12 protein-coding genes are annotated in these 14,133 nt (G+C 66.3%); 5 read left to right on the top strand and 7 right to left on the bottom strand.

The annotated features are described in order from the left end of the window. Positions 1 to 3: 3 nt before the first annotated feature. The 5 genes from GGR47_RS02615 to prpB are packed head-to-tail and all read left to right on the top strand — an operon-like array spanning position 4 to position 6,229. Positions 4 to 336 (top strand): hypothetical protein, encoded by a 333-nt coding sequence (locus tag GGR47_RS02615; protein WP_221204573.1) that lies wholly within the window; start codon positions 4 to 6, stop codon positions 334 to 336. After that, the gene (gene acnD, locus GGR47_RS02610; protein ID WP_183949420.1) at positions 333 to 2,957 is read left to right on the top strand and encodes a Fe/S-dependent 2-methylisocitrate dehydratase AcnD; all 2,625 of its coding nucleotides are present in this window, start codon (positions 333 to 335) and stop codon (positions 2,955 to 2,957) included. Before GGR47_RS02615 ends, acnD begins: the two co-directional genes overlap by 4 nt. Continuing rightward, positions 2,954 to 4,114: a 2-methylaconitate cis-trans isomerase PrpF gene (gene prpF, locus GGR47_RS02605; RefSeq protein WP_147034800.1), complete on the top strand. Its 1,161-nt coding sequence runs from the start codon at positions 2,954 to 2,956 to the stop codon at positions 4,112 to 4,114. The genes acnD and prpF overlap by 4 nt, the downstream gene beginning before the upstream one ends. 16 nt (positions 4,115 to 4,130) lie before the next feature. Continuing rightward, entirely contained in the window at positions 4,131 to 5,294 is a 1,164-nt protein-coding gene (prpC, locus tag GGR47_RS02600) for a bifunctional 2-methylcitrate synthase/citrate synthase (RefSeq protein WP_147034801.1), read from the top strand. A gap of 14 nt (positions 5,295 to 5,308) precedes the next feature. After that, positions 5,309 to 6,229: a methylisocitrate lyase gene (prpB, locus tag GGR47_RS02595; protein ID WP_147034802.1), complete on the top strand. Its 921-nt coding sequence runs from the start codon at positions 5,309 to 5,311 to the stop codon at positions 6,227 to 6,229. A gap of 52 nt (positions 6,230 to 6,281) precedes the next feature. Here the strand turns inward: prpB and GGR47_RS19260 are convergent, their stop codons facing one another. The 7 genes from GGR47_RS19260 to GGR47_RS02565 form a co-directional block, all read right to left on the bottom strand. Continuing rightward, positions 6,282 to 6,413, bottom strand: a complete 132-nt coding sequence (locus tag GGR47_RS19260; protein ID WP_276509289.1) for a hypothetical protein — start codon at positions 6,411 to 6,413, stop codon at positions 6,282 to 6,284. Between the two features lie 453 nt (positions 6,414 to 6,866). Then, entirely contained in the window at positions 6,867 to 7,268 is a 402-nt protein-coding gene (locus tag GGR47_RS02590) for a YbaN family protein (protein WP_147034803.1), read from the bottom strand. Then, on the bottom strand, positions 7,252 to 7,881 hold the full coding sequence (locus tag GGR47_RS02585; protein ID WP_244304918.1) for a biliverdin-producing heme oxygenase: 630 nt from the start codon (positions 7,879 to 7,881) through the stop codon (positions 7,252 to 7,254). Before GGR47_RS02585 ends, GGR47_RS02590 begins: the two co-directional genes overlap by 17 nt. Before the next feature lie 29 nt (positions 7,882 to 7,910). Continuing rightward, complete coding sequence (locus tag GGR47_RS02580; protein ID WP_167509677.1) at positions 7,911 to 8,657, bottom strand: energy transducer TonB; 747 nt, start codon at positions 8,655 to 8,657, stop codon at positions 7,911 to 7,913. Further along, the gene (locus GGR47_RS02575) at positions 8,647 to 10,119 is read right to left on the bottom strand and encodes a surface lipoprotein assembly modifier (protein WP_147034805.1); all 1,473 of its coding nucleotides are present in this window, start codon (positions 10,117 to 10,119) and stop codon (positions 8,647 to 8,649) included. Before GGR47_RS02575 ends, GGR47_RS02580 begins: the two co-directional genes overlap by 11 nt. A gap of 59 nt (positions 10,120 to 10,178) precedes the next feature. Then, positions 10,179 to 10,949, bottom strand: coding sequence for a Slam-dependent surface lipoprotein (locus GGR47_RS02570; protein WP_244304919.1), 771 nt, complete (start codon positions 10,947 to 10,949; stop codon positions 10,179 to 10,181). Positions 10,950 to 11,064: 115 nt separating this feature from the next. Next, entirely contained in the window at positions 11,065 to 14,115 is a 3,051-nt protein-coding gene (locus GGR47_RS02565; RefSeq protein ID WP_244304920.1) for a TonB-dependent receptor, read from the bottom strand. Between the last annotated feature and the right edge of the window lie 18 nt (positions 14,116 to 14,133).

Raw genomic sequence — 14,133 nt, 5'->3', positions numbered from 1 at the left:
AATATGCTTGCTGCCGCCCAACCGCAAGGTGCCGACCTTCTCGACCGCGTCCTCGGAGCAGCCACGGCCCGCGCGCGGGATGTCCTGGGTGGAAGCGTTTCGCTCCATCGCTGCCACGACATCGAACTGCGCGCTGTGCTGGATAAGGTCGTATTCGAGGCATCATGCGTCAGCCAGACCGACGATGGCCTCGTCGTCGCCGTCTTCGCCTGCGGGCGCGACGCAGCGGGATGCGACTGCATGGTCGCCGCTGGCCGCTTCACCTTCTCGACCTTTACCCGACCGAGCGCGTCGATCGCCACGCGGCTCGCCCAATGGACCCCGGGAGCCCCATGAACACTGTTTACCAGAAGCCGCTCGACGGCACAGCTCTCACCTACTTCGATGCGCGTGCCGCGATCGAGGCGATCCGCCCCGGCGCCTATGACACGCTTGCGTACGTCGCGCGCGTGCTGGCCGAGCAACTGGTCCGCCGGTGCGACCCCGCACTGTTGAACGACGCGCTGATCCAGATCGCCGATCGCCGGCGTGATCTTGATTTCCCTTGGTATCCGGCCCGCGTCGTCTGCCACGACATCCTTGGCCAGACCGCGCTGGTCGATCTCGCGGGTCTGCGCGACGCCATCGCGGATCAGGGCGGCGACCCCGCCAAGGTCAATCCCGTCGTGCCGACCCAGCTCATCGTCGACCACAGCTTGGCGGTCGAGCATGGCGGCTTCGATCCCGACGCCTTCGCCAAGAACCGCGCGATCGAGGATCGGCGCAACGAAGACCGCTTCGACTTCATCGAGTGGACCAAGCGCGCGTTCGACAATGTCGACGTGGTGCCGGCGGGCAACGGCATCATGCACCAGATCAATCTGGAGAAGATGTCACCGGTGATCCAGGTGCGTGACGGCGTCGCCTTCCCGGATACCTGCGTGGGCACGGACAGCCACACGCCGCATGTCGACGCGCTGGGCGTGATCGCGGTGGGTGTCGGTGGCCTTGAGGCGGAGACGGTCATGCTCGGCCGCCCGTCGATGATGCGCCTCCCCGATATCGTCGGGGTGAAGCTGACGGGGCGGCGGCCGGAGGGGATCACGGCGACCGACATCGTCCTCGCGCTGACCGAGTTCCTGCGCAAGGAGCGCGTCGTCGGAGCCTGGCTGGAGTTCTTCGGCCCCGGTGCCGACAGCCTGTCGATCGGCGATCGCGCGACCATTTCCAACATGTGCCCGGAATATGGCGCGACCGCAGCGATGTTCTACATCGACCAACAGACGCTCGACTATCTGCTGCTGACCAATCGCGCGCCCGAACAGGTCGCGCTGGTCGAGACCTATGCCAAGGCAACCGGCCTTTGGGGCGATGCGCTGGCGACCGCACAGTATGAGCGGGTGCTGACCTTCGATCTGGGCGGCGTCGAGCGCAACCTTGCCGGCCCATCGAATCCGCACCGGCGCCTGCCGACCGCCGCGCTCCACGACCGCGGCGTAGCGAAGGATCTCGAAGGTGCCGTCGCGCAGGAGCGCGAAGGACTAATCCCGGACGGTGCCGTCATCATCGCAGCGATCACGAGCTGCACCAATACCTCGAACCCCCGCAACGTCGTCGCGGCGGGGCTGGTGGCGCAGAGGGCCAATGCGCTCGGCCTGACGCGCAAGCCGTGGGTCAAGACCAGCTTCGCGCCCGGATCGCGGGTGCCCGCGCTCTATCTCGAAGAAGCCGACCTGCTGCGCGAGCTGGAACAGCTCGGTTTCGGCATCGTCGGCTTCGCCTGCACGACCTGCAACGGCATGTCGGGGGCGCTCGATCCGGTGATTCAGCGCGAGATCGTCGAGCGCGACCTTTACACGACCGCCGTCCTGTCGGGGAACCGCAACTTCGACGGCCGCATCCACCCTTACGCTAAACAGGCGTTCCTCGCGTCACCGCCGCTGGTCGTCGCCTATGCCATCGCCGGCACGATCCGGCTCGATATCGAGAAGGACGTGCTCGGCATCGCACCGGATGGCCGCGACGTCAGGCTTGCCGACCTGTGGCCGAGCGATGCCGAGATCGACGCGATCGTGCGCGACCATGTGAAGGCAGAGCAGTTCCGCGACGTGTACGAGCCGATGTTCGCCCGCTCAGGCGACGGCAGCGCGCCGGTCAGCCCACTCTACGACTGGCGTCCGCAATCGACCTACATCCGCCGGCCGCCCTATTGGGACACCGATGGTCTGGGTGCGCTTGCCGCCAGTCCGCGCACGCTCACGGAGATGCGCCCGCTCGCGATCCTGCCCGACAACATCACCACCGACCACCTGTCGCCATCGAACGCGATCCTGCCGACCAGCGCGGCGGGCGAGTATCTTACCGCGATGGGGGTGCCGGAGGAGGATTATAACTCCTACGCCACCCATCGCGGCGATCACCTGACGGCGATGCGCGCGACCTTCGCCAATCCTCAGCTCGTCAACGAAATGGCAGTGGTCGACGGCGTAGTGAAGAAGGGCAGCCTCGCCCGGATCGAGCCCGATGGCACGATCGTTCGCATGTGGGAGGCGATCGAAACCTATCTCGGTCGCCGGCAACCGCTCATCATCATCGCCGGTGCCGATTACGGGCAGGGATCGTCGCGCGACTGGGCCGCGAAGGGCGTCCGGCTCGCAGGCGTCGAGGCGATCGTCGCCGAAGGGTTCGAGCGCATTCACCGCACCAACCTCATCGGCATGGGCGTGCTGCCGCTGGAGTTCCAGCCCGGCACCACCCGCCTCAACCTGAAGCTGGACGGCACCGAGACCTTCGACGTGGTGGGGACGCCCAATGCGCGCGCCGAGCTGACGCTCGTCATCCACCGGGCCAATGGGTTGCGGACGGAGGTGCCGGTGCAGTGCCGTCTCGACACCGCCGAAGAGGTGTCGATCTACGAGGCGGGCGGCGTGCTGCAACGCTTCGCGCAGGACTTTCTCGCGTCGAGTGCGGCAGCATGACGCCGCAGCTCCGCATCCCGGCCACCTATATGCGTGGCGGCACCAGCAAGGGCGTGTTCTTCCGGCTCGAAGACCTGCCCGAACGCGCGCAGACGCCGGGCGCCGCGCGCGACCGGCTGTTCGCCCGCGTCATCGGCAGCCCCGACCCTTATGCCGCGCATATCGACGGCATGGGTGGCGCGACGTCCAGCACGTCGAAATGCGTGATCGTCTCCCCGGCGACGCGTGCGGACCATGACGTCGATTACCTCTATGGGCAGATCGCGATCGAGAGCGGTGCGCTCGACTGGTCGAGCAATTGCGGAAATCTGTCGACGGCGGTCGGGGCGTTCGCGATTGCGGCCGGCTATGTCGATGCCGCCCGCGCAGGTGACGGCCTCTGCACGGTTCGCATCTGGCAGGCGAATATCGGCAAGACGATCGTCGCCCATGTGCCGGTCGCCGATGGGCAAGTCATCGAGACGGGTGATTTCGAGCTCGACGGGGTCGCCTTCCCGGCCGCCGAGATCGTTCTGGAGTTCGTCGACCCCGCCGATGCGTCGGACGCGCTGTTCCCGACCGGCCATCTGGTCGACACGCTGAAGGTCGACGACGTCGTCGTGCCGGGCGGTGTGATCCTGGCGACCCTCATCAATGCCGGAGTGCCGACCGTCTTCGTCGCGGCGGAGGATCTGGGATATACCGGCGCCGAGCTGCGCGACGCCATCAATGGTGACGCGGACGCGCTCGCCCGCTTCGAGGCGCTGCGCACGGCCGGCGCTGAGGTGATGGGCATCGCCAAGACGGCGCGGGCACCGGCCATCGCCTTCGTCGCACCGCCCATCGACCATCGCACGTCGAGCGGCCGGGAGGTGGTGGCCGACGAGGTCGACCTGCTGGTCCGCGCGCTGTCGATGGGCAAGCTCCACCACGCGATGATGGGCACCGCCTCCGTCGCGATTGCCGCCGCAGCGGCTGTACCAGGCACGCTGGTCAACAAGGCCGCCGGGGGCGGCGAGCGGACATCGATCCGTTTCGGCCACCCTTCCGGCAGCTTGGGTGTCGGTGCCGAGGCCCACCAGGCGAACGGACAATGGATCATCACCAAGGCGGTCATGAGCCGCAGCGCGCGGGTGCTGATGGACGGTCATATCCGCGTCCCCGCCGACAGTTTCTGAGAGGAAAGTCAGACCGATGAACGACGTAACCACCTTCAAGCCGAAGAAATCGGTCGCGCTCTCGGGCGTGACGGCCGGAAACACCGCGCTGTGCACCGTCGGCCGAACCGGCAACGACCTGCATTATCGCGGCTATGACATTCTCGACTTCGCCGAGACGAGCGAGTTCGAGGAAATCGCCCATTTGCTGGTGCACGGTGCGCTGCCGACCGCGGCGCAGCTCGCGTCCTACAAGAAGAAGCTGCGGACTTTACGTGGTCTCCCGCGCTCGGTGAAGGAGGCGTTGGAGGCGATTCCCGCCGCGGCGCACCCGATGGACGTCATGCGCTCGGGCGTGTCGGCGCTGGGCTGCGTCCTGCCCGAAACGCACGATCACAATGTCGCCGACGCGCGCGACATCGCCGACCGGCTGATGGCCTCGCTCGGATCGATCCTGCTCTACTGGTATCATTTCGCGCACCATGGTCGCCGGATCGAGGTGGAAACCGACGACGACAGCATCGGTGGTCACTTCCTCCATCTGCTGCACGGCGAGGCACCATCCGACAGCTTCGTCAGCGCCATGCACACCTCGCTCATCCTCTACGCCGAGCATGAATTCAACGCCTCGACCTTCACCGCCCGCGTGATCGCCGGCACCGGCTCGGACATGTATTCGGCCGTCGCCGGCGCGATCGGCGCCCTGCGCGGTCCAAAGCATGGCGGCGCGAACGAGGTCGCCTATGAAATCCAGAAGCGGTACGCGACGCCTGACGAGGCTGAAGCCGACATCCGTCGCCGCGTCGAGGCCAGGGAAGTCGTGATTGGCTTCGGCCACCCGGTCTATACAGTGGCTGACCCCCGCAACGTCGTCATCAAGCGCGTCGCCAGGGCGCTCGCCGACGAGGCAGGTGCCCAGCGCCAGTTCGCTGTCGCTGCGCGCATCGAGGAGGTGATGTGGGACGCCAAGCGGATGTTCCCGAACCTCGACTGGTTCTCGGCCGTTTCCTACAACCTGATGGGCGTGCCGACCGCGATGTTCACGCCGCTGTTCGTCATCGCGCGCACCAGCGGTTGGGCGGCGCATGTCATCGAGCAGCGCCAGGACAACAAGATCATTCGCCCGTCCGCCAACTACACCGGCCCCGAAGACCTCGCCTGGGTGCCGCTCGCCGCCCGCGGTGACCATCTCGCTGCCTGAAGGAGTATCTTGCTTTGCCGTATCTCGTTGCTGCCGAACTGCCGACCGAATCCGCGGGCAAGCGCTTCCGCGCCGCGTTGTCGCGACCGGGGATCTACCGTCTGCCAGGCGCCCATAACGGCCATTCCGCGATCCAGGCCCGCAACGCCGGGTTTGATGGGCTCTACCTGTCGGGGGCGGCGATGACCGCGTCGATGGGCCTCCCCGATCTCGGCATTATCACCATCGATGAAGTCGCCTTTTTCATCCGCCAGATCGCCCGCTCGGCCGCGCTGCCGCTGCTGGTCGATGGCGACACCGGCTATGGCGAGGCGCTGAACGTCATGCACATGGTGCGGACGTTCGAGGATGCTGGGGCCGGTGCGGTTCATCTCGAGGACCAGATCCTGCCCAAGAAATGCGGGCACCTGAACGGCAAGAGCCTGGTCCCGACCGTCGACATGGCGGCCAAAGTTGCAGCCGCGAGGAAGGCGGCGCGGGATCTGGTGATCGTCGCCCGCACCGATGCGGTCGGGGTCGATGGCTTCGATGCCGCGGTCGAGCGCGCACGGGCCTATGTCGAGGCAGGTGCGGACGCGATCTTCCCGGAAGGGTTGACCAGTCGCGAGATGTTCGAGGCGTTCGCGGCCGCGATGCCGGGCGTGCCGCTGCTCGCCAACATGACCGAGTTCGGCAAGACCCCGTTCTTTACGGCACAAGAGTTCGAGGCGATGGGGTACAAGATGGTGATCTGGCCGGTGTCGTCCTTACGCGTCGCCAACAAGGCGCAAGAAGAGCTATACGCCGCGATCCAGCGCGATGGCGGCACGCACAACGTGGTCGAGCGGATGCAGACACGGGCCGAACTCTACGATGTGATCGGACTGCACGATTACGAGGCTCTCGATGCCTCGATCGTGAAGACGATCGTTCCCGAAGCCATGCCGCAAGCGTGATCGATCGAAGATCGCGGCCAGTGAGAAACCGGTTGCGATCCCCGCTCCGGCGCTACACGATCGGTGTCAGCGTGTGAAAAACGCTGGAATGAAACACCAGCCACATGATCCCTCCTGCGGTCGCGGCGCGGTGGAGCCGGAAGAGGATGATGTCGTGGTCGCCCGCCGCGATCTCCTGCTCCACCGAACATTCCAGCCAGGTGGGGTCACGTCGCCCGTGCCTTACGCCTGGCCTGTTGCAGAGGATATCGTCTGAACCGAGCAGCACGGCCTGTCAGTTGGTACAGGCGCTTAATAGAAAGCAGTTCGGGGACCTGTTTGCACCACTTGACGGTGGTCGATGCCATGATCAAATAGCTGCTGCACGCGGGTACGGGCCGTATGTACAAACCGATGGGGAAGCAACCCACGAAAACCGTAGAAATACGCGCTTTTTACGCTGGATCAACGCCTCCCGAAGGGGTCACCAGCTGGTCTCTATAACGGCGGGCCCGCTGCGGCCGTCGCGGAAGAGCTCGCTGGCGAGTGGGTAAAGGACGAGCTCGAACAGCATCCGAATGCACGGGCATGCTGGTCGCTCAAGCACAACAGCCTGACGACATAGGAATGCTTCACACATAGTCTATGGGCTGTTGTATCACGACAACATGGCCGGCCGGGTACAAATGTAAACGGCGCAGCCCGACATGATGAGCGTTACGACGGACAGCACGCTGACGGGTGGATGCGCGACCGCGACGAAGATCGCATAGCCGATCGCCATGCCGCCACAGGCCATCCCCTTGGCCCGGCGGCTCATGGCGCCATCCCGCCGCCACGCGCGCAAGGTCGGGCCGAATCGCGGATGATCGAGCAGCCACGCCTCCAGCCGGGGCGAGGAACGGGCAAAGCATCCCGCCGCCAGGATCAGGAAGATCGTGGTCGGCATCAGCGGTAGCAACGCGCCGACGATGCCCAACCCGACGCAGAATACCCCCAGCGCCAGCCAGCCGAACCGGATCGCCCGCCTCACCCGGCTCACTTCACGCAAAGCTGTCATCGGCCAGTTTCCGCACATAGAGGAAAGCGTCGCGCGCGCCGTTGAGCATCAGCGCGTCACCCACCTGATCCAGGTCCAGCGCATCGACCGCCGCCGTGAAATGCTTCCAGGCCTTTGCGCGCCCGTCCGGGTGCCCAGCCAGGTGACGCGCGCCGAACGTCTCGTCGAGCCCCAGGGCCGCCGCGCGCTTCAACAGTGACGCCGCGCCTAGCGTCGATCCCTCGGCGACCCACAGCCAGCCGATCGCCGTGGCGGCGTCGACCCGGGCGGTGTGGAATGGCCGAACCCCTTCATTCTCCGGCGGCGACCGACCCAGATCCTCCAGATCCTGTCTTACGCGGTCCAGCCGCCGCCGGGCGGGCAGGTCCAGCGTCGCCGGGAGCGGCAGTGACCGCGAGTAGAGCCCCTCGATGGCGCGATGAAAGCGATACTGCATCTCCAAAAGCCGGACATAATGATCGCGGTCCTGAAAGGGCTCGGCCGAGATGATCCGGTTGTCCAGTCCGTCATGCGCACTGCGCGTGGCCTGCATCAGCCGCTGCGAACGGGATATCGGCCGGGCGGACGCGGCCATCGGGGTGCTCGGCTGGGATGGGGACGCGATCGGGGTCATGGCGATACTCCTGAAAGAACGGGAAAGGATCAGCGGTGCAGGGCGAATTCGATCGGCACCTCGACGGTGACCGGATCGCCGGGAACGGCGTCATCGACTGCGGGCAAGGGCGCGGCACGGCGCACCGTGCTCCGCGCCTCCATGTCGAGCAGCGGGTAGCCGCTGCCATGGACGAGTTCGACGGCGATCACCTCGCCCGAACGGTGCAGGGTGATGGCGATGCGGGCGACGCCCTGTTGCCGCGCGGCCTCCGCCTGGCGCGGATAGCGACGATAGCGTTTGAGATGACCGAGCAGCCGTGCCCGCCAGTCCGCTGCTGCTGCTGCTGCCGCCGCCGCCGAAGCGGCCGGGGCGGTCGTCGCAGGGCTTTCGACCGGCTTCGTCCCGGATGAGGGCGAGGAAGGCAGCGCAACCGCATCCACAGGCTGAGCCAGCGGCGCGGCGGAGGGCGGTCCGACCGATGACGGGGCGGCGATCACGGATACCGCCGGAGCCATGGTGGACGGGAGCGCCGCCGTCGGACGGGGTGGCGTGGCATCGGGCGGCGGCGGCGCGGGCGGCGGCTCCGCTGGATCGAGCACAGGCCGATCAAGCGGGATCGCCTCCGCGACGAACACCGCCATCGACCCGGCGTCGGCCACCGGGGTCGGCGGCGCGGTCACCCGGATGCTGAGCAACACGATCCCCAGCAGCCCGGTGGCCACCATCGCCCCGGTTCCGAACGCGCGCGCCTGCACCGGCTGGCGATAGCCGCTGGGCCCGGCCTCAGAAGGCATGTTCCAACCTGATGCTCGCGGCGGTGCGATGAAAGGAATAGAGCCAGTCGACATTGCTCTTCACCCGATTGTGCTGGAGAAGGATGTTGGGCGTCAGCCCGGCGAGACGCAGCTTGGGCAGGCGGAGGACGGCGGTCAGGTTCGCCTCTCGGTCGTGGCGGACGGCCTCCAGCAATTCGCTATAGGCCCCGTAATCGCGATGCCGCACCGACCCGATCAGCGTCAGTTCGGCCCAGTCGGCAAAGCCGTGCACCACCCCCAGTCGCGCCCCGACATGGCGATAGGCATTGGCGCGTTCACCCGCCTGCTTGTCGCCCGCCTCGATACCGGCAAACAGCGTCCAGCCGCGCGGGCGCGACCACCAGCCGGTCAGAGACGCTTCGGTCAGCGCACCGTCGAGATCGTCGAAACTCCGGCGATAATCGAAGACCCGGCGCGCGACCTCCAGCCGCAGGGCGGTGTCGGGCGACGGGGTGACCATCGCCTCGGCGCGAAGGCCGGGCGCGGTATAGAGCAGCCGATCACCCAGGCTCGCCAGGTCGATGGTCGGCGACAGGGTCAGGCTGCGCCTCGCGGTCTGATGATCATAGCCGATCTGCGCGGTCAACGTCGCCTGATCGAATGCGCCATGCCCAGGCCAGAGATCGCCATAGACGAAGGCCCGGGCCAACAGCCCACCCTGCCCCTTCAGCGCGAACCGGCGACTGACGCTCCCCTCGACGTTGAGGCCGACGGAGGCGATCGCCGGTGGCAGCGTGCGGTCGATCAGGCAGGTGCCGTCCACCCCGACCAGCAGGCAGGTCTGGCTGGCGGAGGTCTGGTTGAGATTGCTGCTATAGCCCGGCCCCGCCGCGATCATGCCCTGCCAGCCGCCCCGCCGGTCGAGCGCGGCGAGGAAGGTGTCGACCGTCCGGCGAACCCCGGCGGCCTGCTCGCCCTGCGCCGCCAGTTCATCACGGATCGCGCGGAACAGGCGGCGGGCCTCTCGGTCCTTCCGGTTCTCGAACAGCACGCGGCCAAGCTCCAGCCGCCCCGGCAGGAAGTCGGGCTGGATCGCCAGCAGGGCGCGGTACTGGCGCTCGGCCTCGCCCAGCCGCCCGTCACTGCGCGCGAGGCCACCGCGCGCCCAGGCGACCAGCATCGGATCATGGCGGGCCAGCGCCAGATACGGTGGCAGGAAGCGGCGGGCATCCGCCCAGTTCTTGCGTGCTACCGACAGGTACAGCGCCCGGCCCAGATCGTCCGGGTTATGGCCGACCGAATACACCTGTCCGTCGATGGTGATGCGATCCTGTGGATCGGCCCCCTCGATCGCCTCGCGTTCCTGGGGCGTGGTCCGGCGATCGATGCCGGGGTCGAGACGCAGGCGGTTATCCTCGCTCCGGGCACTCTGGCCGGAAGCGGGCGCGGCCAGCCACAGCGTGGCGAGCGTCAGGAGATAGGGGGAGACGGCGTGGCGCATCGGATCGGCACAAAGCCGGGGCTCCCGCAAGGGAGAGACAGGAGCCCCAGCCCTTCGCGTCAGTTCTTCGTGCCGCCGAAGGCGGTGTCGTGCTGACGCGCACCGTCGAACTTGACGGTCCCGGCCAGCGCCGCGGCATTGGCGCCGAAGAAGCGACCTCTTACCGCGCCGCCAGACGCGAGGGTGGCACCCGACTGGGTGGCGACGGCGGCATCGCCAGAGAAGTTGGCCCCGTTGATCTGCGCCGTACCGATATTGACGCCCGCCCCGGTCGAGGCGTTGGACAGGCTGCCACGCAGCGTGCCCGACGAACCCGACGCGAAATTGGCGGTCAGTGTGCCGGTCAGCACGCCCTTGTTGGCATAGTCGCTGATGCCCTTGACCGAATAGGTCGCGGTGCCGCTGGTCGGGACGGTCGTGCCGCTGGTGTTGCCGACATAATAGACGGTGTGATCGCCCGCCGTGGCGTTGCCCGTCTGCGACCATTCGCCGAACCACAGATCGGCCGAGCCGACGCGGGCGAAACGGAAGTCGCCATAGCTGCTGTGATCGGCTGTATCGCTGGTCGCCATGTTCAGATGGCGCACCCCATTCAGGTCGGGCGCGGCGTAAAGGCTGAGACCTTGGAAGTCTACGCGCTTGCCCTCGGTTCCCGGTACGGCGATACCGGCGCGCCCCGAAACATGGGGGCCGCCATCCACATTGCTCTCGCCGACCGTCACCTTGTCGGTGTCGCTGGAACCACCGGCGAATTGGGCCTGCGCCGAACCAGCGGCCAAGACCGTGGCGAGCCCAGCAAGAACGATGGTCTTCATTGTGATGGAGGTCATGCTATTACTCCTGCGGTTGTGTGCGCCCGATCGCTTCGGGCGCATCGATCCGGCCCCGCCGTGACTGTCCGGCTTTCAGGAAGGACATCGACGGCGGGGTCGAATGGCGGGATCGTCAGAAGCGGCCCGTCAGGCTCAGCCGGACGGTGCGCCCGGGGGCGGGCATCATCGAACGGGTCAGCGGGTCCGCATAATAACGATCGTTGAGGTTGGTCCCGACCAGCTCGGCCGAGAAACGGTCGTTCAGCCGGTATCGGACATAGGCATCGGCGGTGACGATCTCGCCCCAGCTGAACGGCACGTTGAGCGAATAGACGTCGAGCTGCTGCTCGCGCGGAAGGTCGGCGATCCTCTGGAACAGCGGATTGTCGTAGCGGCTGTAATAGGTCAGCCGTCCGCCGATCTCGAGCCGCTTCTCGAAGAAGCGCCCGCCGATCGTCCAGTTGACCGTCTCTTCGGGCGTCGCCTGGGTCAGCAGGAAGCCATCCGGGAAGCCATATTTTACGCAATCGGGAATGCTACCGTTCTTTCGGTCGGCGAGAGCAGCGACGCTTGCGTCACAGACCCGATTTGTCGTCATGAAGGCCGCGCCGAACTGCGTGTAGAATCCGCCGGTGTCGATCCGCGCCTCCGCCTCTATCCCGGCAATCGTCTGTCCCTGGATATTGCTAAACTGAAGATTGGTCGATCGCTCGACCACATCGGTGATGTGGTTGCGATAGAAGGTCAGCTTGACGTCGGCGCGCTGATCCTCCCGGTTCAGCCGCAACAGACTGCGCAGATCGCGGACCAGACCGACCTCGTAAAGCTTGGCGTGTTCAGGCCGCAGTGGTGCCGCTGGGTTGAACGACGCCGAAAAGCCCAGCGTGCTTTCGAACATGCTCGGAAAGCGCCACGTCTCGATATAGCGGGCATAGGCGCGGGTATGATCGTCGGCATAGACGGTGGCCGAAAGGCTCGGCGCCCAGTTGTGGGCCGAACGACGCGGTGCAGCGATCGGGACGGTCGTTGAAATAATGCTGAGATTGCAGGTCGTAGCGCCCGGTATGCTGTTCATTGTCCCGTTCAGGCAGGGATTGTCTGTCCGATTGTAACGCCCCTGCGCGTCGGGTGCCCAGACCGGGCCAGCTTGATTGAACGTGATCGAATAAGGGTTTGCCAGATATTTCGGCAGAGCCCTCGCGATAAATTCTTCAACCTCCGCAGCAGGGAAGTCTGCAAACAAGCTCTGCGTGTAGTATCGCCGGAAGAACGCCTCCCCAATGCCCCGGACTTTGAACGATGACTTGTAGCCTTTGAAGAGGACAGATTTCAGGTTCGGATTCCCCTTGGCGATCTGGTCGCGCGCGAAATCGTCCACCGCCCAATATCCGGCATAGCTCAGCCCGGCGTTCAGCTTCAGGAAGCTCGCGGGCCGCCACTCCCCGTCCAGCCGGACCAGGAACTCCTCGCGCCGTCCCGCGCGGGGGAATTGCCGCCAGCCCTGGAAATTCGCCGCATTGTAGATGTCGTGCGACGCCAGCGTCTCATGCTGCCAGTTGCCGCTGAGCGTCAGGTCGAGCTTCGTGCCGAGGCGCAGGGTGTTGCTGGCGTTGAAACCGTAGCGATCGTTCATCGCATTGGCGCGGGCATTGTCGATGATGATCGGATCGTCAAAGGTCGCGAAATTAGGCATCCCGCCGGAATTATAGGTGTCGCTCCTTGTGTCGGTGGCCCAGAGATTGGCCTTCAGGTCGATCCAGCGACTGTCCGGCTGCCACTTATATTCCGCATTATAGGCGCGGGCATGGACCTTGCTGAGCGGCCATTGGACATTACCCGTGTCGATCGGGATGCGCGACGGCATGATCTCGCCATAGCGGGTGACGCTGTCGCGCAGGCTGACCAGTAGATACTGGTCGTCGGCGATGTGCCAGGTGGCCTTCAGCAGCACCGACTCCAGATCGCTGGAGGTGTTGGGCACTTCGTTGCCGGGCGCGAAACCCAGCGCCATCCGGCGGATACGGTTCAGGTTCCGGGATGGCAGGCTCGACTGCTCGTAATAGTCCGCCCCGGTCGTTCCGGAGAAATAATTGCCCCGCTCGCGAAAGGCATAGGCAGCGAAGAGGTCCAGCCCCTCGATCCGCACCGCGCCGGCGACACGCACGGCACGGTCGCCGAACGACAGGAAATGGTTATCCGATCCGGTCCGCGGCACGATCCGCAGATAGGGATCCTTCAGCGCGAAGCTGGGCGACGTCTGAGGAAAGCCGGGCACGGTGCGATAGTCGCGCCCCGTCAGCAGCGTCGGCAGGCGCGGATCGGTCGAGTTGTCGCCCCCCTCCAGTCGCAGGTCGAGGCCGAAGGTGCGCCCGGGCCGCAGCACGTCGTCGGCGTCCAGCGTGTTGATGACGACCGCACCGCCGGTCGAACTACGAATATTGCCCTTGTCGGTCGGCCCGCGCAGCACCTGGAGGCCCGAGATCAGGTTGGGGTCGACATAGGCCCGGTTGCTCGCGCCATTATAGCCGCGCCAGACGGTTAGCGCCTGTTCGGTGCCGTCGATCACCACGGGCACGCGCCCCGGCCCCTGGATGCCGCGAATGCTGGGATCGAGCGCGCCGCTGTTGCGCGCATCGCCGCTCAGGACGTTGACCATGCCGGTCAGCAGGTCCGACGTCGTGACGCCCTTGTAGCGCTCGATCTCCGCACGGTCCTTGTACCCGCTGGAATAATCAGCGTCGAACACGGTGTCGTGGCCACGCTGGGCGCGTGCCTCCGCGACATCGCGCGGCGCGCCATCGCCCTCCACCTGCAAGGCGTCGGTAACAAGCGGCGCTGTCTGCGCCTCGGCCGCAGCGCGCGCGGGGGCCTGCCGTACCGTCAGCACACCGTCGGTGACACGCCAGTCGAGGCCGCTGCCCGCCAGCAACCGGTCGAGCGCCCGCGCCCGGTCCATCCGCCCCGACACCCCCGCCGAGCGCTTGCCCGCCACCAGCGTCGTGTCGAGGCTGAGCTGCAGCTGGGCCTGTTGCGCAAACTGCGTCAGCGCATCGCCCAGCGGCTGGGCCGGAATGCTGACGCTGACATCGGCCTGCTGGGCGTGTGCGCTCATCGGCGCCATCAGTCCCGCCAGGGACGAGGCCGTCAGCAGCATCGCCAGACCCATGTTCTTGTACCGCGGCATACCCCCCCGGAACCCCGA

The sequence above is a fragment of the Sphingomonas aquatilis genome (assembly GCF_014196115.1).
GTDB lineage: Bacteria > Pseudomonadota > Alphaproteobacteria > Sphingomonadales > Sphingomonadaceae > Sphingomonas > Sphingomonas aquatilis.
The sequence above is the reverse complement of the archived record's forward strand: the minus strand, read 5'-3'. Positions and strand labels throughout refer to the sequence as shown.